The following is a 24,529-nucleotide window of genomic DNA, read 5'->3' on the forward strand; positions in this document are numbered from 1 at the left end:
CACCCCAAGGACGCCCATGACCACCACCACCGCACCCGCCGCGGAGCGCACCGCCCGGCAGCTGGCCGAGAACGGCGTTCTCTCCGCCGCCGGCACCACGGCGCTGGCCCGCCTGGAGGCTGAGGCCATCCACATCATCCGGGAGGTCGTCGCCGAGTTCGACCGGCCCGCCATGCTCTTCTCCGGCGGCAAGGACTCCGTGGTGATGCTGCACCTGGCCGCCAAGGCCTTCTGGCCCGGCAAGGTGCCCTTCCCTGTGGTGCACATCGACACCGGCCACAATTTCCCGGAGGTCATCGACTTCCGCGACCGCACCGTGGAGCGGTTGGGCCTGCGCCTGGTGGTCGGGTCCGTGCAGGAGCTCATCGACTCCGGCGAGCTGCAGGAGCGAGCAGACGGCACGCGCAACCCCCTGCAGACTGTGCCGCTGCTGCGCACCATCGCGGACAACAGGTTCGACGCCGTCTTCGGCGGGGCCCGCCGCGATGAGGACCGCGCGCGGGCCAAGGAGCGCATCCTGTCCCTGCGCGACGAGTTCGGCCAATGGGACCCCCGCTCGCAGCGGCCCGAGCTGTGGAACCTGTACAACGGCCGTCACAAGCCCGGCCAGCACGTGCGGGCGTTCCCCATCAGCAACTGGACCGAGCTGGATGTGTGGCGCTACATCGCCTACGAGAACATCGAACTGCCCCCGCTGTACTACGCCCACGAGCGGGAGGTCTTCCACCGCGACGGGATGATCCGGGCAGTGGGGCCCTTCAGTCAGCCCACCCCCGAGGAGAGCACTGAGACCATGCAGGTCCGTTACCGCACCGTGGGGGACATGTCCTGCACCGGTGCGGTGCGCTCCGGTGCCGTGAACAACGAGCTGGTCCTGCGCGAGGTCGCCGAGGCGACCGTCACCGAGCGGGGAGCCACCCGCGCCGACGACCGCCTCTCCGAGGCCGCCATGGAGGACCGGAAGAAGGACGGGTACTTCTAATGACTATCACCGCTGAGGCCCCGGAAAAGAGCATGAGATCCTCGGGCACCCTGTTCCGCCTGGCCACCGCTGGCAGCGTCGACGACGGCAAGTCCACCCTGGTGGGCCGCCTGCTGCACGACGCCCAGGCGATCCTGACCGATCAGCTGGCCGCCGTCGCGCGCACCTCGGCTGAGCGCGGCTTCGGGGAGTCCTTCGACGAGGAGGGACAGCCGCTGGACCTTGCGCTGCTGACCGATGGTCTGCGCTCGGAGCGCGAGCAGGGCATCACCATCGACGTCGCCTACCGATACTTCGCCACCGACAAGCGCAGCTTTGTGCTCGCCGACTGCCCCGGACACGTCCAGTACACCCGGAACACAGTCACGGGCACCTCCACCGCCGACGCCGTGGTGCTGCTGGTGGATGTGCGCAACGGCGTGGTGGAGCAGACCCGGCGCCATCTCGCAGTGGCGACCCTGCTGCGGGTCGAGCACATCATCGTGGCGGTGAACAAGATCGACGCCCTCTCCTACAGCGAGGATGCCTTCCGTGCTGTGGAGACTGAGATCCGTCAGGTCTCCCGTGACCTGCGCGCTCAGAACGCCGGCGCTGAGCGCGCCCAGGCCGAGCCCATCGTCGTTCCGGTCTCTGCCCTGCGCGGCGACAACGTGGTGAAGGTCTCCGAGAACACGCCCTGGTACACGGGGGAGGCGCTGCTGCCCGTCCTCGAGCAGCTTCCCGACGCTGACGCCGAGCACCGCCTCGAGGAGCCGATGCGCCTGCCGGTGCAGACGGTGATCCGCCCCCAGGGCGGACTGGCCCCGGAGGTGGACGCCGAGGCGTTCACCGACTTCCGCGGCTATGCCGGTCAGGTCGCTGCAGGTCGGCTGTCCCCGGGGGACACCGTGCGTATCCAGCCGGGCGGGCATGCCACTGAGGTCACCGCAGTGCGGCGCACCGGCCTGCAGCAGGACCTTGTTCCCGGGGAGGCGGCCTCCGCAGGCGAATCGGTGGTGGTCGAGCTGGCCGGGCAGTACGACGTCGCGCGCGGCAGTGTGCTGACCGCGGAGGCCGCCCCTGCCCAGGAGCTGGACGAGCTCACGGTGCGCCTGGCCTGGCTGAACGAGAAGCCGCTCGTGCCGGGAGACCGGGTCCTGTTCAAGCACGGCACCGCCACGGTCAAGGCACTCGTGACTGAAGTGGACAGCCGGCTGGACCTGACCACCTTGAGCGCGGACAATGCTGAGCAGCTTCAGCTCAACGACATCGGAACCGCCACCATCAAGCTTGCCGCGGCGCTGCCCGTGGATGACTACGTCGCATCCAAGCGCACAGGAGCCTCGCTGCTGATCGACCCAGCTGACGGCAATACACTGGCTGCCGGACTGATCAGCCTGCCCGAGGCTGCCGAGGGGCAGGACGCCGGCTCCGACGAGGACTGGCTGTCCTCCTAGACAGGCACCTCACCCACCACGTAAGGACAAGGACCAGAACCCAGATGACCGAGACCACCTCCGCTCCCTTCCGCCGTGTCGCCGTCATCGGCGCCGGCCCCGCCGGTGTCTACGCCTCAGACATCCTGCAGCGCTCCGAGCAGGGCGAGAACATTGCCATCGACCTGTTTGACCGCTATCCGGCGCCCTTTGGGCTGATCCGCTACGGCGTGGCCCCGGATCACCCGCGCATCAAGGGCATCATCAAGGCGCTGCACAAGGTGATGGAGCGCGGCGGCATCCGGTTCATCGGCAATGTGGACTACGGCCGGGACGTCACGCTGGAGGAGCTGAAGAAGCACTACGACGCCGTGATCTTCGCCACCGGCGCGATCGACGACGCTGCCCTGAACATTCCTGGCATCGACCTCGAGGGCTCCTACGGGGCGGCCGATTTCGTGTCCTGGTACGACGGTCACCCGGACTACCCTCGTGAGTGGCCTCTGGAGGCCGAGCAGGTCGCTGTGCTCGGCAACGGCAACGTGGCCCTCGACGTGGCTCGCGTGGTCTCCAAGCACGCTGACGACCTGCTGGAGACCGAGATCCCGGACAACGTGTACGAGGGTCTGAAAGCGTCCCCGGTCAAGGACGTGCACGTCTTCGGGCGTCGCGGTCCTGCCCAGGTGAAGTTCACTCCCCTGGAGCTGCGCGAGCTCTCACACAGCAAGGACGTCGACATCGTCCTCTACGAGGAGGACTTCGAGTTCGATGAGGCCTCGGATGAGTCCATCAAGACCAACAACCAGGTGAAGACGATGGTCAACACCCTGGCGAACTGGCTGGTGGAGCAGGAGGAGCGCACCGAGGAGGCGTCCCGGAAGCTTCACCTGCATTTCCTGCACCAGCCGGTGGAGATCATTGAGGGCAGGAACGAGGACGGCTCCGGCACCGGCAAGGTGGCGGGCATCAGGTTCGAGCGCATGGAGCTGGACGGCAACGCCCGTGCCAAGAGCACCGGCGAGTACGTGGAGTACCCGGTCCAGGCGGTCTACCGTGCCGTCGGCTACTTCGGCTCCCCGCTGGCCGATGTCCCGTTCGACTCCGAGAAGGGCGTCATCCCCAACGATGGGGGCCGTGTCCTGGACGAGACCGGCTCCCAGGTGGAGGGCATCTACGCCACCGGCTGGATCAAGCGCGGCCCGGTGGGCCTGATCGGCCACACCAAGGGCGACGCCCTGGAGACCATCAACAATCTCCTTGAGGACTTCCCGAACCTTCCTGGGGCGGAGCAGCGCGACTCCGACGTGGTGGAGCTGCTGGAGTCCCGCAGCGTGCAGACCACCTCCTGGGAGGGCTGGCTGTCCCTGGACGAGCACGAGCGCAAGCTGGGGGAGACCTTCACTCTGCCCGGCGGCGAGGCCCGGGAGCGCATCAAGGTGGTGGAGCGCGAGGAGATGGTCAGCGTCTCTCGCGGCGTCACTGCCAGCTGACCTGTCGGAGCAGCATTACTGAGAGGGCTCGGACTCCTGCTGGGAGTCTGAGCCCTCTTTGCTTTCCTCCTCCTCGTCGTCTTTGCTCTTGGGGTCGCGGACGAGCAGGTACATGCCGCCGAGGGTGAGGAATCCTGCGATGAAGGCGCCGATGGTGGCCCCTTCCTCTCCGACGAAGCCTTCGATGAACTGGCGTGCCTCCGAGTCGGGGTCGACGAATGCGATGAACACGAAGACCGCGACGATCACGGTCGCGAGCACTTTTCCGAAGATCCGGCGCCACTTGCTGCGCCCGTCTTTGCCGAGCTTCTCCCCGGCGGTGGCGACCTGTTTGGCGCGCAGCACGCGCAGGGCTCCGACGCTGCGCACTACGCGGAGGATCTGCATGGGTCCGATGCTGAACACGACGGCGATGATCGTGAGGATGGTCAGCCCGATGAGCCATTTGTTCTCTCTGACCCATTCGATCTTCTTGGGGGAGATGAGGAAGAAGATGAGAACTTCGGCGACGAGCACTACGGAGGTGGCGTAGAGGCCGATGTGCCCGATCATCTCCCAGGGCTCGTCGAGGAGGGTGAGGAAGGTGGCGGGCACGGAGACGATGGCGGCGATCAGCACCGGCCATGCGAGCCGGCGCTCCCAGCGCTCGTTGAGCTCCTCGGCCCGGTCCTGGGATATCCCCTCGTTGCGGAAGGGCTCAGTCAGCTCCCCAGCGGCGTCCTTGGCCTGCTCCTTGCGGGAATCTTCCCTGTTCATTGTGCCTTCCTGCTGTGTTGCGGCTGCTGCTGCCAGTGTAGAAGGCAATAGTTCAGCCCGAAGCGCGCCTCGCACAGCAGTGCACGTGGTTCATGGGTCAACCACCATCCTGCCTTCGTGCAGGGGCGTTCGAAATCTTCATCCTTGGGCTCTCAGCCGGCCGGCTCTCCCCGGCCGGGTGCTCTGTGGCGGATGAGCTGGGCAAGGATCGCCAGCACCGGGAGCTCGATGAGCGGACCGATCACTAGGGCCACGGCGATCAGCGGCCGGTCGGGGAACGCGGCCACTGCGATCCCCAGCGCGATGGGTGAGTTTCGGGCAGTGGTGACCATGGTCAGGGTCACCCGCTGCGGGCCCGGCAGCTGCAGGAGCCTCGAGCTCAAGGTGGCTGCCAGCGGCAGGATGACGAAGAACCCGGCAAGGGCTGGCAGCAGCAGAATCAGCTCGGTGCCGTGGTCCGCCACGACGGGGGCTTGCCACGCGAACATCGCCAGCACGGCCACGCACAGCAGCGGCATGACCAGCTTCCCCGCCCAAGGGTTCAAGGTATTCTCCCGCCACCGCTCGCCCTTGAGCCGTTGTGACAGCCAGCGGATGACGAATGCGGCCACCAGTGGGGCCAGCAGCATCAGAAGCACTGCCTCAGCCAGCACAGCGGCATCGACCATTGCAGCATCACCGCCGAGCAGCAGCACGTAGACCGGCAGCAGCAGAAGCTGCAGTACGAGGTTCACCGGAAGCAGAGAGGCGGCGATGCCGGTGTGCCCTTTGGCCACAGCGGTGAAGACCAGGTACCAGTCCGTGCAGGGGGTCACAAGGAGCAGCAGGAGCCCGATCCGCAGGTCCGGCTGATCCCCGAGCAGGCCAGCGCCGAGGGCCCAGGCCAGCGCAGGGGTAAAGACGTAGTTCAGGACGAGGCTGGCGGCCACCAGTGATTTTGCTCGGCGGACCTCACCGACGTGGGCGGCGCTCATCTGCACGAAGATCGCGGTGAGCATCGCCAGAAGCGCCGGGATGACCACAGGCTCGCCGTACTCACCCAGCGGGGTGGCCAGCCCCAGACTGAGGCCGGCCAGTGCGGCTGCAGCGACGAAGACGCTCTGAAGCCGTTCAGCCCAGGACATGAATCCTCCCGGCGAGCATCAGGCGGAGCTCTTGCAGCGGAGCCGCACAGGAGGAAGATGTGAACATGGCTACACGCTAGACCTTCGCGGCGACTCGGAGGTCAGCCTGTGATCTGTTGCGTCGGTCATGAGCTGCCTGCGGCAGTGCGCTGATTGAGGCATTAGCTCTGGCGAGATCGCCGGAGAACCCACATAATATACCCCCAGGGGTATATAGTAGGGATTCCCTCGGGGCTGACCTCCCGCTTCATTGACGAAAGGTTCCCTATGACCGCCGCATATTGCGCTCCCGAAGAGCTGCTCCAGAACGTTGGTTCTTCGTCCCAGACCGTACTGATCGATGTCCGGACACCGGTTGAGTTCGAGTTTGCTCACATCAGGGGATCGCGCAGTCTGCCGCTGGATCTGCTTGAGAAGAACCCTTCTGCCGTCGCGTCCTCTTTGCCGGAGAACGCGGTGCTGCTCTGCCAAGCCGGTGTACGCAGCCAGCAGGCCGCACAGATTCTGTCCAAAGCCGGGGCGGATCGTCTTCGAACGCTCAACGGGGGTATTGACGCCTACGTGCAAGCAGGCGGGGAGCTGCTGCGGGGAACACAGCGCTGGGCGATGGAGCGCCAGGTGCGCATGGGGGCCGGGGCCTTGGTGACGACTGGCATTCTCGCCAGCCATTTCATCCATCCGAAATTGAAGTGGCTCTCCTTCGGCGTAGGCTCTGGGCTGATCTTCGCTGCCTCGACCAACACGTGTGGGATGTCGTATGTGCTGAGTCGGATGCCGTGGAACAGGACGGCAGCAGAGCCCACCTTGGAATCTGCGCTGCGGGATATCTCTGATGCGTCCGGCAGGCTGTGAGCCCGCTTTAGATTCTCTGCTCACTGGTCTTCAGGCACCGGAAGGACGCCTCATGCGCAACGCAGATCCCGAAACTCAGCGCAGGATCATCAACAGGCTCAAGCGTGCCCGCGGCCAGCTTGACTCCGTGATCAGCGCGGTGGAGAACGGCGGTTCGTGCAGGGAGGTTGTCACTCAGCTGGCCGCGGTATCCACCGCCCTGGATCGGGCTGGGTTCATCATTGTCTCGGGTGCTATGCAGCACTGCGTCACGGAGCCCGAGGCGGCAGCCGAAGAAGAGGATGGCCTGACCATCGAGGAACTCGAAAAACTGTTCCTCTCCCTCTCCTGAGACCTGCGGCGAAGGTCATAGTGGATACCAGACTGCGCTTGTCGCAGGTTGAACAAGGGCCACCCGTTGATTCGACGGCTGGCACAGGCTCAGACACCCTGATCGCCTCTGACATGCTGGAGCAAGCTCGGCCTGATGCCCGGCTGAATTGGTGCCCCCATGAGGATTCGAACCTCAGACCTTCGGTACCGGAAACCGACGCTCTATCCCCTGAGCTATGGAGGCGGGGGTCGCTTTCAGCGACCGATCTAGGCTACCAGAATCAGCCGGTGACCGAGACCTCGTAGCTCCACAGCTCAGCGGACATGCCGACCGGCTTCTGCTTGGGCTCCTCGCCCTCCTCCTTATCGCTGTGCGACGCGGCAAACTGCTCGGAGCTCCGCCAGCTCTCGTAGTCCTCCTCGGAGTCCCAGCGGGTCACCACCAGCCAGGTAGTCCGCTCGTCGGTGGGCTTGAGGAGCTCGAATCCCTGGAATCCGGAGGTCCCCTCCATAGAGCTCTGGCGGGCGGCGAACCGTTTGCCGAGCTCGTCGCCGGAGCCTTCGGGGACGGTGATGGCGTTGATCTTGATCACGGGGGAGTTGGCCATGGTTCGAGTCTAACGGCCTGCCGCATACCCTTGCGCGGCCCGCGGGTTCGCAGCAGCTTGAAGCCGGCCGGAGGCAGGGTCGCGGACCACGCAGGAGAGGCGTCCGAGCTTCCATTCTCCCGCGCGGGTGATGGCGTGGCCTCGCCGTTCCAGGCCGGCGATGACATCGTCGCCGAGCCGGTCTTCGACCACGGCGCCGCCGGGCTCCCACTGACGCGGCCAGAACGATGACGGCAGGGAGGTGGTGTGCAGCGCCGGTGCGTCGATGGCCTGCTGCGGGGTGTGGCCTCCCACCAGGGTGCGCAGCAGGAACAGCAGCTGCCACTGGTCCTGCTGGTCGCCGCCAGGGGTCCCCAGCGCCATGAAAGGCGCACCGTCTTTGAGGACCAGGGTGGGCGTGAGAGTTGTGCGCGGCCGCTTCCCCGGCTTCAGGGCGCTCGGAGAGCCCGGATCAAGCCAGTTCATCTGCAGCCGGGTGCCGAGGGGGAATCCCAGCTCGGGGATGGTCGGTGAGGACTGCAGCCACCCGCCCGATGGGGTGGCCGAGATCATGTTGCCCCAGCGGTCCACGACGTCGATATGGCACGTGTCGCCCTTCGTCTCGCCGGCCCTGCTGACCGTCGGCTCGCCGCCGCCCGCCGCTCCGCCGCTGAGGCCTGTGCCTGCGCGTTCGAGGCGGGGAAGCGTCTTGGCGGCCCCGGGGATGTCACCGGGGCTGAACTCGTGCGAGGCCTCCTCGGTGATCAGCTGGCGGCGGGCGGCGGCGTACTCGTCACTGAGCAGGTGATTAAGCGGCACCTCACCGTCTGCGTAGTAGGTGTCCCGGTCGGCCATGGCGAGCTTGAGCGCCTCCAGGATGGTGTGGGCCCCGAGCTCCGTGCCGGGGTCCAGACGAACGTCGTCGAAGCCGTCGAGAATCTTCAGGGCCTGCAGCAGCACAGGACCCTGACCCCAGGGACCCGTCTTGGCGATGGTGTGTCCGCGGAACTCGATGGTGACAGCGTCCTCGTAGCCGGCAGAGTGGTCCGCGAAGTCCTCCTGGGTGATCACTCCGGCGTAGTCCCCGCCGTCGGAATGCCGGTGAGGCGTCTTCACATACTCTGCGGCGGCCGCGGCGACTTTGCCGGTCTTCCACTCAGTACGCGCGGCATCGATGCGACCCTGGCGGTCAGCTGCCTCCGCACCAGCCTCCACCAGGCCGCGCAGCACCTTCGCATAGACCGGGTTGGTGAGCGTCTCACCCGGCTCAGGGACACGGCCCCCTGGCATCCACTGCGCAGCAGAGGTGGGCCAATGCTCGGTGAAGAGCTCCTGAACGGTGCGGATGATGCCGCTGATGGCGGGCACGGCCCGATGCCCGTTCTCCGCGTAGTCGATGGCGAAATCCAGGACACGGGCCAGCTCCCAGGTGCCGTGGTCGCGCAGGAGCAGCAGCCACGCGTCGACGGCCGCCGGCACGGCGGCGGCCAGCGCGCCCGCTCCTGGAACCCGGTCCAGGCCCAGACTTGCGCAGTGCTCCAGGGTGGCGGCCGCCGGCGCGGGGCCCTGTCCGTTCAGGACGATGGGCGTGGGGTCATCTGCGGCGGCGAAGACTCCCGTCATGTCGCCGCCGGGGCCGTTGAGGTGCGGCTCCACCACATGCAGGACAAACGCCCCCGCGGCTGCGGCGTCGAAAGCGTTGCCGCCGCGCTCCAGGACGGACTGTGCTGAGGCGGTGGCCAGCCAGTGGGTGGAGGCGCTCATCCCAAAGTGCCCTTCGAGGGTGGGGCGAGTGGTGAAGTCGGCGGCGTGGGTGAACGTCATGCCTGCTATCTCACCACAGGGCGCCCTGCGCCTGTCCGGAGAGCTCCAGCCCGGGAAGCTGCAGCTGCGGGTCATCGGCGCGCTGCTGCGGGGCGGACTCCTCGGGGGAGGTGCGGCCTCGCCAGCGCAGATCGCTGTCCCGTTCGAAGCCATGCCGGCGTCGTGCTTCCGCCGCCCTGGCTCCCAGCCACTGCTTGTACTCCTTGGAGGCATAGCTTCCGAAGCCGTGCTTGCCGCTGTAGAGCCGCCTGTATCTGGGCACCAGGGCGGGGTGCTCCTGCTGCAGCCACTGCATGAACCATTCGCGGGCGCCGGGCCGCAGGTGAAGAGCCCCCGTGCTCACCCAGCTGGCGCCAGCCTCCTTCAGGGAGCCGTGCAGCCAGTCGAGATGATCCTCAGAGTCGGTCAGCCAGGGCAGAATCGGCATCGCCAGAACATTCACGTTCAAGCCTGCGTCGGCGACAGTGCGGACCAGGTTGAGCCGGGCCGTGGGATTGGGGGTGCCGGGCTCCACGGCCTGCTGCAGAGGAGGGTCCATGATGGCCAGGGACACGGCCACAGAAACATCCACCCTCTTGGACGCCTCGACCAGCAGGGGCAGGTCCCTTTTCAGCAGGGGCCCTTTGGTGAGGATGGAGAACGGCGTCTCCGAGTCCGCCAACGCCCGGATGATGCCGGGCATGAGCTGATACCGGCCCTCCAACCGCTGATACGGGTCCGTGTTGGTGCCCAAGGCAACGTGCTCGCGCTTCCATGACGCCTTAGCCAGCTCCGCCCTCAGCACCTCAGCCACATTCGTCTTCACAACGATCTGCGTGTCGAAGTCCTCGCCCGTCCCCATATCCAAATAACTATGCGTATTTCTCGCGAAGCAATATTTACAGGAATGGCTGCATCCACGCGTTGGGTTAACGGTCCACTTGAACGGCATATTGGACTGGCCGGGCACTTTGTTGAGAGCAGTCTTGGCCGCAACCTCATGGAACGTGATGCCGTCGAACTCAGGTGTGCGGACGCTGCGCAGGAGTCCCTGCATCGGGATGAGGGGCGCCGCGGCCGGTGTGCCGGCGTCATCGTGGATCTTCTGGTTCTCCCACCGCATGGACGATATTCGAACATATATTCGAGTCCACGTCTATGGCTGCGCGTGGCTCAGCAGCGTCCACGAGCGGACAGTTCCCGAGGCATAGCAGCAGGCTTCGCACTCGCAGGAGCAGGGGCTGTCGCAAAGGCCTTGCGTCGCTCTCTGCACCGGCAGCTGATTGCGCGGTGTCCCGAGCCGCTACTGCTCGACAGTGTCGTCGAAGATCATCAGGGCACCGCCGTCGTGGTAGTTGGAGACCCACACCGTGCCGGAGAGCTCGTCATAGGTGACCCCGATGGGATACTCGCCCGCAGGCAGCGTCTCGATCTCGTCCAAGGTCTCAGCGTCGAATTTGGAGATCGTGTTGTCGTAGTAGTTCGCGGCGAACAGGGCGGTGCCGTCTGCGGAGATGTCCATGGTCCGCGGTTCCCGGCCCGTCGGGGTGGAATCGATCACCTCGTTGGTCTCCGTGTCGAACGCGACGATCTGGTCCGAGCCCGAGAACGTCGCATACAGGACGTCGCCCTCGGGGGAGAGGACCAGGTGCCGGGGGCGCTCGCCCTGGTTGTAGAACATCTCCGCCTCGCCGGTCTCCAGGTCCACCTCGTATATCTCATCGGCGTACATGGCAGTGACGTACACGGTCTGGTTGTCCGGCATAGGGGCGATGCCGCGGGGCTGCGAGTTCAGCCGGATGCGCTCCGTGGTCTCCCCGGACTCGGCATCCACCACGGAGAGGTCGTGGTCGCACCAGTTGGAGACCAGCAGGGTGGAGGCATCCGGGGTCACTGCGAGGTACTTGGGGACGCGGCCCACCTCGATGAAGTCGTCCCAGTCGCCTTCCTCCACGCTGTAGCGGAACAGGGCGGTGGGCTCGACGGCATCCCCGTTGCGGCAGTCGTCGTAGGCGTCCGCGCCGTAGTCCCGGAAGCGGTACTGGGAGACGTACGCGTACTCGCCGTCCTCAGTCCACACCGCCTCCACGGGCGCGCCGGTCACCTCATCCGGGTAGCCGTCCACGCCGAAGTCAGCGGGGCTCAGCGTCGCATCCAGCTCCTGGACCAGCTCCCGCTCCTCGGTGTCGTACAGCGTGGAGCTGTTCCGGTAGATCATGTTGTTCGCGATCGCGAGGCCCCGCCCGTTGGAGACCACAGACTTCGGAAAGATAGAAGGCTCGGTGATGGACTCCGCATATGAGAACCCAGTGGTGTTCGACGCCGGCCGGTCCGGGATCTCGTCCTCATCCGGGACGGCGCTGCCGCCCTCCTCGTCATCCCCGGAGTCACCGCCCTCAGCCTGATCCTCGCCGCCTTCAAGCGTGGGGCTGGGGATGCTCTCCTGCTCATCCTCAGCCGACTGCTCCTCGCCGTCGCCACCGCAGGCCGTCAGCAGCACGGCAGCGCTCAGCGAAAGGGCAGCCAGGCGCAGGGGGACGGTGCGGGGCTCAGTCATGGGTGTTCCTCACATCTGGAGCTGAACGGTCCCAGCAATTCTGTCATGGGCGCCGCGGCCGTCCGGGGAGATCAGCAGTACGGGAATGATCAGGAGCAGCATCGCCGTTCGCAGGCTCGACCACGCCGGGCCGGGGATCGAGGCGGGCCCGCCGTTGCCCAGCCGCACCACCTGGATGCGCATCAGACGTTTGCCGATCGTGACGCCCAGCAGGCCGCCCAGCAGCACGTGCATGAGCACGAAGATTCCCAGTGTGACCAGTTCGTCGAAGCCGAAGAACGCGAAGGAGATCAGCGAGGCGATGCCCCAGTCGATGAACAGGGCCAGCACCCGTCTGCCGAAGGGGGCCAAAGCGCCTGGGCCATCAGGGGGGAGCCCCAGGAGATCGCCGGGGTATTCGTCGTCGTGCTCTGCAGTCACAAGCGACCAGTGTACGGATGAGAGTCCCCGTTAACATCTTGGAAACATTTGCGTGACCGGCGGGAAACCCAAGGGTCGGTAGTGTGTCAGATGTCTGCCTGAGGCCGAGTTGCTGAACCGGAGCTCAGGAGTCCGATGACCGACTCACACGATGAGGAGCAGTACCGCATGTTCTCCAGCCCCCAGGAAGTTCTCGACTTCATCAAGAATGAGGACGTGAAGTTCGTCGACATTCGCTTCACCGACCTGCCCGGCCTGCAGCACCACTTCAATGTTCCGGCCCACACCGTCGACCTCGACTTCTTCGAGAACGGCCAGCTCTTCGACGGCTCCTCCATCCGCGGATTCCAGGGCATCCAGGAGTCTGACATGCAGCTCATCCCGGACCCCACCACCGCGTTCCTCGACGAGTACCGCGAGGCCAAGACCCTCGTGATGACCTTCTCCATCATCAACCCCCGCACCGGCGAGCCCTACGCCCGCGACCCCCGCGGCATCGCCCGGAAGGCCGAGGAGTACCTCGCCTCCTCCGGCATCGCCGACACCGCCTTCTTCGGCCCCGAGGCTGAGTTCTTCCTGTTCGACGAGGTCTCCTACAGCAACTCCCCGAACGAGTCCTTCTTCAAGGTCAACGCCAAGGAGGCCAACTGGGGCTCCGGCAAGAGCGGCGAGTTCGACGGCGTCCCGGACGCGCACAAGCTCGCCACCAAGGGCGGCTACTACCCCGTGACTCCGCAGGACAAGTCCGCTGAGGTCCGTGACGAGATCGTCCTCGCCCTGGAGCGCGCCGGCCTGTCCGTGGAGCGCGCCCACCACGAGGTCGCCGGCCCCGGCCAGCAGGAGATCAACTACAAGTTCAACACCCTGACTCTGGCTGCCGACGACATCCAGAAGTTCAAGTACGTGGTGAAGAACACCGCCGCCAAGTACGGCCTGGCAGCCACCTTCATGCCCAAGCCTGTCTTCGAGGAGAACGGCTCCGGCATGCACTGCCACCAGTCCCTGTGGAGCGGCGGCGAGCCCCTCTTCTACGACGAGGCCGGCTACGCCAACCTCTCCGACACCGCTCGCTGGTACATCGGCGGCCTGCTGAAGCACGCAGCCGCCGTGCTGGCCTTCTCCAACCCGACGGTGAACTCCTACAAGCGACTGGTGAAGGGCTACGAGGCGCCCGTCTCCCTGGTCTACTCCCAGGGCAACCGCTCCGCCGCGGTCCGTATCCCGATCACCGGCTCCAACCCCAAGGCCAAGCGCCTCGAGTTCCGCGCCCCTGACGCCTCGGGCAACCCCTACCTGGCCTTCGCCGCCATGATGATGGCCGGCCTGGACGGGATCAAGAACCGCATCGAGCCCCACGAGCCCGTCGACAAGGACCTCTACGAGCTGCCCGCTGAGGAGCTCAAGGACATCCCGCAGGCTCCCGGCAGCCTCGAGGAGGCCCTGGCAGCCCTGGAGGCCGACCACGACTTCCTGCTCGAGGGCGGCGTCTTCACCGAGGAGCTGATCCAGGCCTGGATCGAGTACAAGCATGAGGAGGAGATCGACCCGATCCGCATGCGCACCACTCCCGCTGAGTTCGAGCTGTACTTCAGCGTCTGATCAGTCACCTCTGACTGACTCTTCACGGAGGGCCTCACCCGCTCGGGTGGGGCCCTCCGCGCGTCTGCTGGATTCAGCTCTCCGGGCGGAGGCCGGCTTCCGCGGCCAAGTGCTGGAGGGTCTCCAGTGCGACGGCGACCGGTCGGCTGCTGCCCCGGTCCTGCCGCACATGCGCCACCACCCGGCGCTGCACCTGCGGTCTGTGCAGCGGGCGGATGCTCACATTCGGCGGCGCATCCTGCAGTGCCAGCCGGGTGAGGACTGTGACCCCGACGCCGGCCTCCACCAGGCTCAGAGCCGCATAGTGGTCATCGAGCCGGGCCACCACGTTCGGGGCGAACCCGGCGGCCCGGCAGGCCGACCGGATGATCCGGGTGGCGGGGGTGTCAAAGATGTCGTGGTCGATCCACAGCTCCTCGGAGAGCTCATGCACCGCCACCTTCTCCACGTTCTCGAGCCGGTGCCCAGCCGGAAGCGCGACGTCGAACTCCTCCACGCCCAGCGAATAGCGCAGATACCCGTCGATGTGCTCCTGCGGCGCTTCGAGGCTCTCCTGGCGCACGTCCAGATCCGCCGGACGGGGCGCCCTGCCCGCGGGAGTCTCGTTGAGGCTGATCTCCACGATGACCTCCGGGGAGTCCTGCCGCACCGCAGCGACCACATGGGGAAGCCATTCCTTCGCCGCTGAGGAGAAGGAGGCCAGGGTCAGCTGCTGACTGTGCCCGCGGCGCATGTCTTCTGCGCTGCGCGCCAGCCGATCGAGGGCGGCCAGCGCGTCCTCGGCCTGCTCGGCCAGCTGCAGCGCCGCCGGGGTGGCCTCCAGGCCGCGGCCGCGGCGGACGAACAGTTTCAGGCCGGTCTCCCTGGCAAGCTCCGCCATGTGCTGACTGACAGTGGCGGGGGAGTAGTGCAGGCTTCGGGCCGCGGCCTGCAGAGAGCCGGCCGCAATCACCGCCTGCAGGACGCGGAGCCGCTGAGGGTTGAGCATCGATCCATTATCAGGCAATGCCGAACAATCATACAGAAAAGACAGCTTGTGGCTTCGCATTGGCCGGCTGAGGATGACCAGGTGACTTTTGCCAGCTACCTCGGACTGCTCGCCGCCGCGGCCGTCGTCGCCGTGACCCCAGGGCCGGACACTATGCTGTCGCTGCGCTGCGCGCTCTCCTCCCGCAGGGCGGGCCTCGGGGCCGCCACCGGCTCATGCACGGCAGTCTTCGTCTGGGCGGCCCTCACCGCCTCAGGGCTCGCAGCGATCTTCGACGCCTCGCCCGTGGCCTACGAGATCCTCAGCACCGTGGGCGGCATGTACCTCCTGTTCCTGGCCGCCCGGACCATCGTCACCGCCCGGCGGCGGATGAACGCGCCGCTGCTCGTCACGCTCAGCGCCAGCGGCTCAGGCCTGGCTTCCGAGGCTCCTCGCACCCATGATCAGTGCGCCGCCAAGGTGCCCACCCTGCGCTCCGGATTCCTCGCGGGCCTTGCCACATGCATGACCAACCCCAAAGTGGCACTGTTCTTCCTGGCCATCTTTCCCCAGTTCATGCCGGAGGACGGCAGCCTGATCTTCGCCGTCGTCGTGATGGGCGGAACTGTTGCCGGCACCATGTACGCCTACCTATTGGCCGTCGTCTTCCTGGTGGACGCAGCCAACAGGTGGCTCTCCAGCCCGAGGGTCACCGGCCGGATCGAGATGGTCAGCGGCCTGATCCTGCTGGGCCTCGGCATCTACATGCTCACCTCCGGGGTCCTCGGCCTTCTGCTCTGACACTCTGTCCTGCGCCGGCGGCACAGCATTTAGGATGTTCTGGTGACTCCTGAAGAACTCTCCGCAGCCGTGAAGACCGTGCTCGCCCAGGCCGTTGAGGCCGGCGAGCTGAGCCTCGAGGTGCCGGACGAGGTCCGAGTCGAGCGGCCCAAGAGCCGAGACCACGGCGACTGGGCCACCAACATTGCCCTGCAGCTGGCCAAGCCCGCTGGAATGAGCCCCCGCGCGCTCGCCGACATCCTCGCCGCACGCCTGGGGGAGGCCTCCGGCATTTCGCAGGTGGAGGTCGCCGGCCCAGGCTTCATCAACATCACCCTCGACGCCGCCGCTGCCGGTGAGCTTGCCCGCACCATCGTGGAGGCCGGCGAGATCTTCGGGCACAACGAGGCCCTCACCGGGCACATCATCAACCTGGAGTACGTCTCCGCGAACCCGACCGGTCCGCTGCACATCGGCCACACCCGCTGGGCGGCGCTCGGCGACGCGGTCGGCCGGCTCCTGCGGGCCTCCGGGGCGCAGGTCACCACTGAGTACTACATCAACGACGCCGGCAACCAGATGAACGTCTTCGCCTCCAGCGTGCTGGCCCGGCTTCACGGCGAGGAGGTTCCGGAGGGCGGCTACCCCGGCGAGTACGTCGCCGAGCTCGCCGAAGCAGCTGCGGCCCAGCACCCTGACATCCGTGAGCTGGGCCGTGATGAGGCCCTGCCCATCGTCCGGGAGGCCGCCTACCAGGAGCAGATGAAGCTGCTGCGCCGGACCCTGGAGAACTTCGGCGTCCACTTCGACCAGTGGTTCTCCGAGCGGACCCTGCACGAAGGCGGGAAGATCGACGACGCCATCGCCGCCCTGCGCGAGCAGGGCCACGTCGATGACCGCGACGGCGCCATCTGGCTGCGCACCACTGATTTCGGCGACGACAAGGACCGTGTCCTCGTCAAAGACGACGGCGAGCCCACCTACTTCGCCGCCGACGCCGCCTACTACCTCTCCAAGCGCGACCGTGGCTTCGAGGAGAAGATCTACCTTCTCGGCGCCGATCATCACGGCTACGTGGGCCGGCTCAAGGCCATAGCCGCCTGCGCCGGCGACGACCCTCAGCAGAACATCGAGATTCTCATCGGCCAGCTGATGAGCGTCAGGGGGGCGAGGCTCTCGAAGCGCAAGGGCAACATCATCGCCCTCGATGACCTCATCGAATGGCTCGGCGCGGACGCTCTGCGCTACACCTTGGCTCGCTACCCCGCGGACTCGCCCATCGATGTGGACCCGGACCTGCTGCAGTCGCGCACCAACGAGAACCCCGTCTTCTACGTGCAGTACGCCCACGCGCGTGCCTGCAACGCAGCCCGCAACGCGGAGGCTCACGGTGTGGACCGCAGCAGCTTCGACGCCGCTCTGCTCACCCACCAGACGGAGGAGGAGCTGCTGGCCCACCTCGGCAGCTTCCCCTCCGTGGTGGCCTCCGCCGCCGAGCTCCGTGAGCCGCACCGGGTGGCTCGTTACCTTGAGGGCCTCGCCGCGGCCTACCACGGCTGGTACGCCAAGTGCCGGGTAGCGCCGTCGACTCACCAGGACGGCACCGTGGAGCCGGTGACCGACCTCAACCGCACCCGCCTCTGGCTCAACGACGCCGCAGTCCAGGTGCTCCGCAACGGGCTGGCCCTCCTCGGAGTCAGCGCACCGGAGAAGATGTGAGCAGCATGACGACGCCCCCGCACCCGCTCGCTCCCGCATGGCTCACTCCGCGTGAGTCCTCCGAGGACCTGGAGCAGAAGCTCTTCCCCTCCGATGCCGGCCGCACCGCCGAGGGCGAGCTCACTCTCGGCGGCATCCCTGTCTCTCAGCTCGCAGCCGAGCACGGCACCCCGCTCTACGTAGTCTCCGAGGCCGACTTCCGCCGTCGGGCCCGGGCCTTCCGCGAAGCATTTGCCGAAGCGTTCGCCCCCGAGACTGAGGTGGATGTCTTCTACGCAGGCAAGGCTTTTCTCACCACCCACGCGGCACGGTGGGCCGCGGAGGAGGGGCTGAACATCGACACCGCCAGCGGCGGGGAGCTGAGCCTCGCCCTCGCGGCCGGGATCGAGCCGCGGCGCATCGGTCTGCACGGCAACAACAAGTCCGACGCTGAGATCGTCCAAGCGCTGCGGACCGGTGTGGGGCGGGTCATCGCTGACTCCCTCGATGAGCTCTTCCGCATCTCTGATCTCGCAACCGGCCTCGGAGTCACCGCCCCGGTGATGCTGCGGCTGACCCCGGGGGTGCACGCCTCCACCCACGAGCACATCGCCACCGCTCATGAGGACCAGAAATTCGGGCTCTCTCTCACTCCGGCCGCCGCAGAGGACTCCGCCCTCACAGCGGGGGGTGCGGCCGACGCTGCCGTGCAGAACGGCGGCGAGCACCGCGGCTCTCCGGCATGGTCCGCCGTGCAGACGGCGCTGAACCTCTCCGGCGTGGAGCTGCTGGGGCTGCACTGTCACATCGGCTCTCAGATCTTCGAGCCGGACGGCTTCGAGCTCGCCGCACGCAGACTCATCGGCTTCCTCGCCGCCGTTCGCGATGCCCACGGCGTGGAGCTGGCCGAGCTGGATCTGGGAGGCGGGCACGGAATCGCCTACACCGAGGCCGACACTCCGCGGGGCCCGCAGGAGATCGCGGAGGCTCTGGCCGGCACTGTGAAGACGGCCTGTCTCGAGAATGGCCTTGACATCCCGCGCATCAGCATCGAGCCGGGCCGGGCGATCGCCGGCCCCGCGGGGGTGACCCTCTACACCGCTGGTGTGACCAAGGACGTGGTCGTTGAGGAAGGCCTGACCCGTCGGTACGTCGCTGTCGACGGCGGCATGGGGGACAACCCGCGTCCGGTGCTCTACGACGCTGACTATTCTGCGGTGCTTGCGTCCCGTTCCCAGGAGGGTGAGCACGCCCTGTCTCGCATCGTGGGCAAACACTGCGAGTCCGGTGACATCGTGGTCCGAAACGTATACTTGCCGACGGCTGTGGGCCGGGGGGACATCCTCGCTGTGCCTGCCACCGGGGCCTACTGCCACTCACTGTCGAGCAACTACAACTACCTCACCCGTCCGGCTGTCGTCGGCGTCACAGGGGGTGAGTCTCAGGTGCTGATCCGCCGCGAGACTGTTGACACGATGCTCGCCCGGGACACCGGCTACGCCGCCGGCTCCCGCTGACCGCATGCACACCGCAACTGATGAAGGGGTGAACGTGGCAGAGCCCATCACTATCGGCCTGCTCGGCGCAGGAAGCGTCGGGGCGCAGGTCGCCCGCACACTGGTCGAGGAGCGGGAGCTGATCTCTGCCCGCGTCGGAGCCCCTGTGCGCGTCGCCGGCGTCGCCGTCCGCGACGTGGAGACCCCCCGTGACTGGCGCATCCCCAAGGAGCTGCTCACCACCGACGCCGAGGCGCTGGTGGACGAGGCGGATCTCGTCATCGAACTGATCGGCGGCTTCGAGCCGGCCGGGGCGCTGGTGGAGCGGGCGCTTCGGCAGGGAACCGCCGTAGTCACAGGCAACAAGGCGCTGCTGGCAGCACGCGGGGACGAGCTGCACGCGTTGGCGGCCGAGACCGGTGCCCTGCTGCGGTACGAGGCCTCCGTGGGCGGGGCCATCCCCATTCTGCGGCCCATCGAGGATTCTCTCTCGGGAGACCGCATCACCAAGGTGATGGGCATCGTCAACGGCACCACCAACTACATCCTCGACCAGATGGACACCACCGGCGCCGCCTTCGACGACGCTTTGGCCGAAGCCCAGAAGCTCGGCTACGCGGAGGCTGACCCCAGCGCCGATGTGGACGGGCACGACGCCGCGGCAAAGGCGGCCATCCTCGGCACGCTCGCCTTCCACGCTCCCTTCACCCTGGAGGACGTCTACTGCCAGGGCATCCGTGAGGTCACTCAGGAAGACATCGAGGCCGCGGCCTCCTCCGGCTACGTCATCAAGCTGCTCGCCATCGTTGAGCGGCAGAACGGCGGAGCGGTGCTGCGCGTGCACCCCACCCTGCTGGCCCGCACCCACCCGCTGGCCACCGTCCGGGGCGCGTTCAACGCGGTCTTTGTGGTTGCCGAGAGCGCCGGTGAGCTGATGTTCTACGGCCAGGGCGCCGGCGGGGTTCCCACCTCCAGCGCCATCATGGGCGATGTGGTGGCAGTGGCCCGCCGCATCCGGTCGGCGGTCCCGGAGACCCCGCTTCTCTCCGATGCTGAGGACCTGCACGCGCTGACCATCGATGCCGCGGAGACCCAGTACTACATCGATATGCAAGTTGCCGACCAGGAGGGCGTGATCGCAGAGATCGCCCGGGTCCTGGCAGATCATCGAGTCTCCATTGAGTCGATGCGTCAGCCCGGCTCCGTCAGCCCCGAGGGCGAGGTGGAGGAGGCCGGCCGCGGCGACGCCGGCGCCCAGGTCCAGATCGTCACTCACCAGGCCAAGGAGGAGCACCTCCGGGCCACTGTGGAGACGCTGGAGTCCCTGGACGTGGTGAAGTCCATCAGCTCCGTGCTCCGGGTCGAAGTCGAGCAGTAGCCCTCAGCCGCACACAAGAAGGAGAGACCCCATGGCCCATCTGTGGCGCGGAGTCATCAACGAGTACGCCGACCGCCTCCCGGTCACCGAGGACACCCGGGTCATCACCCTGGGGGAGGGCGGGACACCTCTGGTGCACGCCCCCCACCTCTCCAAGCTGGTCGAGGGCGAGGTCCATCTGAAGGTCGAGGGGATGAACCCCACCGGATCCTTCAAGGACCGCGGTATGACCATGGCTATCACCGCCGCCGTGGCAGAGGGGGCCAAAGCGGTGGTGTGCGCTTCCACCGGCAACACCTCAGCCTCCGCAGCGGCCTACGCCACCCAGGCGGGGCTGACCTGCGCCGTGCTGGTGCCCGCCGGGAACATCGCCGTCGGCAAGCTCTCCCAGGCGGTCGCCCACGGCGCGGAGATCATTCAGATCGACGGAAACTTCGACGACGGCCTGGAGATCGCCCGCAAGCTCTCCGAGTCCTACCCGGTCTTCCTGGTGAACTCCGTGAACCCCAACCGCATCGAAGGACAGAAGACGGCAGCCTTCGAGGTGGTGGACGCCCTCGGAGACGCACCTGACTACCACCTGCTGCCCGTCGGCAACGCCGGCAACATCACTGCCTACTGGAAGGGCTACCGGGAGTATCACGAGGACGGCCCGGCCACCCAGACGCCCACCATGTGGGGCTTCCAGGCTGCGGGTGCGGCGCCGATCGTCGCCGGCCATCCCATCACCGAGCCGGACACGGTGGCCACCGCCATCCGCATCGGCAAGCCTGCCTCCTGGGAGTCTGCCGAAGCAGCGAGGGACGAATCAGGCGGTCTGATCGAGGCCGTCACGGACGAGCAGATCCTCCACGCCCATCGGTGGCTCTCCGCCAAGGAGGGAGTCTTCGTGGAGCCAGCATCGGCATCCGGCGTAGCCGGCCTGCTGGCCAAGCATGCGGCCGGCCAGGTTCCCGCCGGCAGGAGCTGGGTGATCACGGTGACCGGCCACGGGCTGAAGGATGCCGACTGGGCGGTGAACAACCCCGAGGTTCTCGGAGCCGACGGGGCCCGCGACTTCACGACCCAGGTGCCCGCAGACGTTGAGACCGTCGCCCGCACCCTGGGCCTCTGAGCTGAGACGATGTCTGCCGAACTGGCCGAGCCGCTGCGCCGCACGCGCCGCTTTGCCCTCACCGTCCCCGCGACCAGCGCCAATCTGGGTCCGGGCTATGACAGCATGGGGCTCGCCCTGGAGCTGCGCGACACCATCGAGGTGACCGCAGCGCCGCGGAGCCGCTCCGAGGCTGCGCGGGTCAGCGTGGCCATCACCGGCGAGGGTGCCGCAGACCTGCCGCAGGATGCTTCCCACCTGGTGATCGCCGTCGTCGAGAAGATCCTCGCCCAGCGCGGCTGCCGCCTGCCGGACCTGCACGTCCGGGCGCAGAACGTGATCCCGCACTCCCGCGGCCTGGGGTCCTCAGCCGCGGCGATCGCCACCGCCGTGGAGCTTGCCTCCCAGCTGCTGGCCGAGACCCCGGAGGGTGAGCTCAGCGAGGATGAGCGTCTGCAGATCGGATCCCGCCTTGAAGGGCATCCGGACAACTACGTCCCCGCGCTGCGCGGAGGAGCGGCCGTCTCCTGGGAGCGCAGCCCCGCGGAGGGCGGCACACGGATCTTCGGGACGGCCCGGCTTGAGCTGCACCCGGATCTGACCTGCGTGGCGGCAGTCCCTGATTTCGTGCAGTCCACCCAAGCTGCCCGCGGGCTCCTGCCGGCGGAGGTGCCGCACGCCGAGGCGGCTCGGAACTCATCCCGCTCGGCCCTGCTGGTGCATGCCCTTACCCGGGACCCGGACCTGCTGCTGGAGGCTACCGAGGATTCCCTGCACCAGGAGTACCGGCGCTCGGCCTTCCCCGCCTCGATGAGCCTGGTGGACGCTCTCCGGGCTGAGGGGCGGGCGACAGTGATCTCCGGGGCAGGTCCCACGGTGCTTGTGCTGACCCGGAAGAACGAGGCCCGGCACGTGGCCGAGCGGATCGCGGCCTGGGACGCCGAACAGGCGGGCTCGCACCGCTTCAGCCCTCAGATCCTGCCTATCACCGATACAGGTGTTACAGTGGAGCCAACCCCGCAGTGATGCGATCAGATCATAGGTCTGCGCAGATTCCGCTGCACCGGGGATCATCACAGCTCTCCCATGCAGAGTGCATCAATTCTTATGGAGAGCTGGTCGTGCAATTCCGACGGTGACTTCTGATGCGCCGTTGATGAGACCGCAGGCCAATACACGCCACGACGCTCATTGAGCCTGCCCGACGAGGGAGAAGGAAACCTTCGTGACAGAAAGCACCATTGCGACCACCGAGGTCGACAGCGCTGAGCAGAACGGAAGCAGCTCGGCCGCCGGCGGAGGACTCGCCGGCCTCAAGCTTCCGCAGCTGAAGACTCTCGCCTCCCAGCTCGGCATCCCCGGGGCCTCCCGGATGCGCAAGTCTGACCTGGTGCAGGCCATCTCCGCCCACCAGCGCGGCGGCAGCTTCGCAGAGAAGAAGTCCCAGGACGAGAAGCCGGCGCAGGACGACGCCGCATCCGAGCCCGCCCAGTCCGCGGAGAAGAACGGTGCTGCCGAGCGCAGCGCTGAGAAGATCGGCGGGCAGAACGAGGAGCAGACTGAGCAGTCCTCCCCGGGCACTGGCCAGCAGGCCTCGCCGAACGACGGTGAGCAGCAGGGCGGCGGACGCAGCCGCAACCGGAACCGTCGCAACCGGAACCGCGGCGGCGAAGGCCAGGACAGCGCTGAGGGCGGCAATGAGCAGCCCTCGAAGAGCGATGACGGTGGCCAGGCCGGCGCTGAGGACCGCAGCAGCGCTGACCAGCAGCCCCAGCAGGACGGCGGCCGGCAGGACGAGCGCCGCGGAAACGACCAGGACGGTCAGGGCGACGGCGAGGGCGGCGGACGCGGCCGCAACCGCCGCAACCGCAACCGCAAGGACCGGAACAAGCGCGGCCGCGGCCCGGAGCACGACGGCGATGAGCAGGTGACCGACAGCGACCAGCTGATTCCGATCGCCGGCATCCTCGACGTGCTGGACAACTACGCGTTCGTCCGCACCTCCGGCTACCTGCCCGGCCAGAATGACGTCTACGTCTCCATGCAGCAGGTGAAGAAGAGCGGCCTGCGCAAGGGCGACGTCATCACCGGGTTCATCAAGGCCCCTGGCGAGGGCGGCGGCACCGAGCAGCCCCAGGGCGGCGGCCGCAACCAGAAGGGCGGCAAGAACCGCCAGAAGTTCAACGCTCTGGTGAAGGTTGAGAAGGTCAACGGCCGCCCGGTCGAGTCCAATGGCGAGCGGGTCGACTTCAGCAAGCTCACCCCGCTCTACCCGCAGGAGCGCCTGCGCCTGGAGTCCAACGACCCCAAGGCTGTCGGCCCCCGTGTGATCGACCTGATCTCGCCCATCGGCAAGGGCCAGCGCGGTCTCATCGTCTCGCCGCCGAAGGCCGGCAAGACGATGATCCTGCAGGCGGTGGCCAACGCCGTCAAGCAGAACAACCCTGAGGTGCACCTGATGATGGTGCTCGTCGACGAGCGCCCTGAAGAGGTCACCGACATGCAGCGCACTGTCGACGGTGAGGTCATCGCCTCCACCTTCGACCGGCCCGCCGACGACCACACCACCGTCGCCGAGCTCGCCATCGAGCGGGCCAAGCGACTGGTGGAGCTCGGCAAGGACGTCGTCGTGCTGCTGGACTCCATGACCCGCCTGGGCCGCGCCTACAACCAGGCGGCCCCCGCCTCCGGCAGGATCCTCTCCGGCGGTGTGGACGCCTCCGCCCTCTACCCGCCCAAGCGGTTCTTCGGCGCCGCCCGCAACATCGAGAACGGCGGCTCCCTGACCATCCTCGCCACCGCACTGGTGGAGACCGGATCCAAGATGGACGAGGTCATCTTCGAGGAGTTCAAGGGCACCGGCAACATGGAGCTGCGCCTGTCCCGCCAGCTGGCCGACAAGCGCATCTTCCCTGCCGTGGACGTCACCGCCTCCTCCACCCGTCGGGAGGAGGCCCTGCTCAGCCCCGACGAGGTCAAGATCATGTGGAAGCTGCGCAGGGTCCTTTCCGGCCTTGACCAGCAGCAGGGCCTCGAGCTGCTGATGTCCAAGCTGAAGGAGACCCAGTCCAACGCTGAGTTCCTCATGCTCACCCAGAAGACCACCCTGGGCGACAACGGCAAGTAGCGTCCCGGAGAAGACCCCGTCGGCATCAGAAGCGCCGGCGGGGTCTTTTCGGATCTGGACCCGCCCCACGCCGCACCACCCAGAAAGTCACGA

Annotated in this window: 21 protein-coding genes and 1 tRNA gene; 13 read left to right on the forward strand and 9 right to left on the reverse strand. The window is 67.1% G+C overall.

The window, feature by feature from the left end; all coding sequences use genetic code 11:
• Positions 1 to 16 precede the first annotated feature (16 nt).
• The 3 genes from cysD to FWJ47_RS07145 are packed head-to-tail and all read left to right on the forward strand — an operon-like array spanning position 17 to position 3,887.
• Positions 17 to 982 carry a sulfate adenylyltransferase subunit CysD gene (gene cysD / locus FWJ47_RS07135; RefSeq protein ID WP_147106103.1) on the forward strand — a complete coding sequence of 322 codons (966 nt, stop codon included), beginning with the start codon at positions 17 to 19 and terminating at the stop codon, positions 980 to 982.
• The gene (locus FWJ47_RS07140; protein WP_147106106.1) at positions 982 to 2,418 is read left to right on the forward strand and encodes a sulfate adenylyltransferase subunit 1; all 1,437 of its coding nucleotides are present in this window, start codon (positions 982 to 984) and stop codon (positions 2,416 to 2,418) included. The genes cysD and FWJ47_RS07140 overlap by 1 nt, the downstream gene beginning before the upstream one ends.
• A gap of 44 nt (positions 2,419 to 2,462) precedes the next feature.
• On the forward strand, positions 2,463 to 3,887 hold the full coding sequence (locus FWJ47_RS07145; protein ID WP_147106109.1) for an FAD-dependent oxidoreductase: 1,425 nt from the start codon (positions 2,463 to 2,465) through the stop codon (positions 3,885 to 3,887).
• Between the two features lie 15 nt (positions 3,888 to 3,902).
• On the opposite strand, the gene FWJ47_RS07150 is transcribed toward FWJ47_RS07145, so the two are convergent.
• Positions 3,903 to 4,643 (reverse strand): hypothetical protein, encoded by a 741-nt coding sequence (locus tag FWJ47_RS07150; RefSeq protein ID WP_147106112.1) that lies wholly within the window; start codon positions 4,641 to 4,643, stop codon positions 3,903 to 3,905.
• A gap of 152 nt (positions 4,644 to 4,795) precedes the next feature.
• Entirely contained in the window at positions 4,796 to 5,767 is a 972-nt protein-coding gene (locus FWJ47_RS07155; protein WP_147106115.1) for an arsenic resistance protein, read from the reverse strand.
• A gap of 267 nt (positions 5,768 to 6,034) precedes the next feature.
• Between FWJ47_RS07155 and FWJ47_RS07160 the strand changes: the two genes are divergently transcribed.
• Positions 6,035 to 6,619, forward strand: a complete 585-nt coding sequence (locus FWJ47_RS07160) for a rhodanese-like domain-containing protein (protein WP_147106117.1) — start codon at positions 6,035 to 6,037, stop codon at positions 6,617 to 6,619.
• A gap of 52 nt (positions 6,620 to 6,671) precedes the next feature.
• Positions 6,672 to 6,950, forward strand: coding sequence for a metal-sensitive transcriptional regulator (locus tag FWJ47_RS07165; protein WP_147106120.1), 279 nt, complete (start codon positions 6,672 to 6,674; stop codon positions 6,948 to 6,950).
• A 149-nt stretch (positions 6,951 to 7,099) separates the two neighbouring features.
• Here FWJ47_RS07165 and FWJ47_RS07170 read toward each other — a convergent pair.
• The 6 genes from FWJ47_RS07170 to FWJ47_RS07195 all read right to left on the reverse strand — a co-directional run bounded on the left by FWJ47_RS07170 (position 7,100) and on the right by FWJ47_RS07195 (position 12,298).
• Positions 7,100 to 7,175 (reverse strand) — tRNA-Arg (locus tag FWJ47_RS07170).
• Positions 7,176 to 7,212: 37 nt separating this feature from the next.
• Positions 7,213 to 7,539: an antibiotic biosynthesis monooxygenase family protein gene (locus tag FWJ47_RS07175; protein ID WP_147106123.1), complete on the reverse strand. Its 327-nt coding sequence runs from the start codon at positions 7,537 to 7,539 to the stop codon at positions 7,213 to 7,215.
• Positions 7,540 to 7,548: 9 nt separating this feature from the next.
• Positions 7,549 to 9,342, reverse strand: coding sequence for a gamma-glutamyltransferase family protein (locus FWJ47_RS07180; protein WP_147106126.1), 1,794 nt, complete (start codon positions 9,340 to 9,342; stop codon positions 7,549 to 7,551).
• A gap of 10 nt (positions 9,343 to 9,352) precedes the next feature.
• Positions 9,353 to 10,444: an Rv2578c family radical SAM protein gene (locus FWJ47_RS07185; RefSeq protein ID WP_147106128.1), complete on the reverse strand. Its 1,092-nt coding sequence runs from the start codon at positions 10,442 to 10,444 to the stop codon at positions 9,353 to 9,355.
• Between the two features lie 180 nt (positions 10,445 to 10,624).
• Positions 10,625 to 11,878, reverse strand: coding sequence for a beta-propeller fold lactonase family protein (locus FWJ47_RS07190; protein WP_147106131.1), 1,254 nt, complete (start codon positions 11,876 to 11,878; stop codon positions 10,625 to 10,627).
• Positions 11,879 to 11,887: 9 nt separating this feature from the next.
• A complete protein-coding gene (locus FWJ47_RS07195) occupies positions 11,888 to 12,298 on the reverse strand; it encodes an RDD family protein (protein WP_147106134.1) in 411 nt (136 codons plus the stop codon).
• A 168-nt stretch (positions 12,299 to 12,466) separates the two neighbouring features.
• On the opposite strand from FWJ47_RS07195, the gene glnA reads away from it, so the two are divergent.
• Entirely contained in the window at positions 12,467 to 13,897 is a 1,431-nt protein-coding gene (gene glnA, locus FWJ47_RS07200; RefSeq protein ID WP_147109116.1) for a type I glutamate--ammonia ligase, read from the forward strand.
• 73 nt (positions 13,898 to 13,970) lie between these two features.
• Here the strand turns inward: glnA and FWJ47_RS07205 are convergent, their stop codons facing one another.
• Positions 13,971 to 14,885: a LysR family transcriptional regulator gene (locus FWJ47_RS07205; protein WP_170228521.1), complete on the reverse strand. Its 915-nt coding sequence runs from the start codon at positions 14,883 to 14,885 to the stop codon at positions 13,971 to 13,973.
• A gap of 81 nt (positions 14,886 to 14,966) precedes the next feature.
• Between FWJ47_RS07205 and FWJ47_RS07210 the strand changes: the two genes are divergently transcribed.
• From FWJ47_RS07210 to rho, 7 genes are all read left to right on the forward strand, one after another.
• Entirely contained in the window at positions 14,967 to 15,665 is a 699-nt protein-coding gene (locus tag FWJ47_RS07210) for a LysE family translocator (protein ID WP_147106141.1), read from the forward strand.
• A 42-nt stretch (positions 15,666 to 15,707) separates the two neighbouring features.
• Positions 15,708 to 17,363 carry an arginine--tRNA ligase gene (gene argS, locus FWJ47_RS07215; protein ID WP_147106144.1) on the forward strand — a complete coding sequence of 552 codons (1,656 nt, stop codon included), beginning with the start codon at positions 15,708 to 15,710 and terminating at the stop codon, positions 17,361 to 17,363.
• Positions 17,364 to 17,368: 5 nt separating this feature from the next.
• On the forward strand, positions 17,369 to 18,859 hold the full coding sequence (locus tag FWJ47_RS07220; RefSeq protein WP_147106147.1) for a diaminopimelate decarboxylase family protein: 1,491 nt from the start codon (positions 17,369 to 17,371) through the stop codon (positions 18,857 to 18,859).
• Positions 18,860 to 18,887: 28 nt separating this feature from the next.
• Positions 18,888 to 20,216, forward strand: coding sequence for a homoserine dehydrogenase (locus FWJ47_RS07225; RefSeq protein WP_425466005.1), 1,329 nt, complete (start codon positions 18,888 to 18,890; stop codon positions 20,214 to 20,216).
• Positions 20,217 to 20,247: 31 nt separating this feature from the next.
• The gene (gene thrC, locus FWJ47_RS07230) at positions 20,248 to 21,330 is read left to right on the forward strand and encodes a threonine synthase (RefSeq protein WP_147106154.1); all 1,083 of its coding nucleotides are present in this window, start codon (positions 20,248 to 20,250) and stop codon (positions 21,328 to 21,330) included.
• 9 nt (positions 21,331 to 21,339) lie between these two features.
• Positions 21,340 to 22,335 carry a homoserine kinase gene (gene thrB / locus FWJ47_RS07235; protein WP_147106158.1) on the forward strand — a complete coding sequence of 332 codons (996 nt, stop codon included), beginning with the start codon at positions 21,340 to 21,342 and terminating at the stop codon, positions 22,333 to 22,335.
• Between the two features lie 199 nt (positions 22,336 to 22,534).
• Positions 22,535 to 24,436 (forward strand): transcription termination factor Rho, encoded by a 1,902-nt coding sequence (gene rho, locus FWJ47_RS07240; protein ID WP_147106161.1) that lies wholly within the window; start codon positions 22,535 to 22,537, stop codon positions 24,434 to 24,436.
• The last annotated feature ends 93 nt before the right edge of the window (positions 24,437 to 24,529 follow it).

The organism is Nesterenkonia populi (assembly GCF_007994735.1).
Lineage (GTDB): Bacteria > Actinomycetota > Actinomycetes > Actinomycetales > Micrococcaceae > Nesterenkonia > Nesterenkonia populi.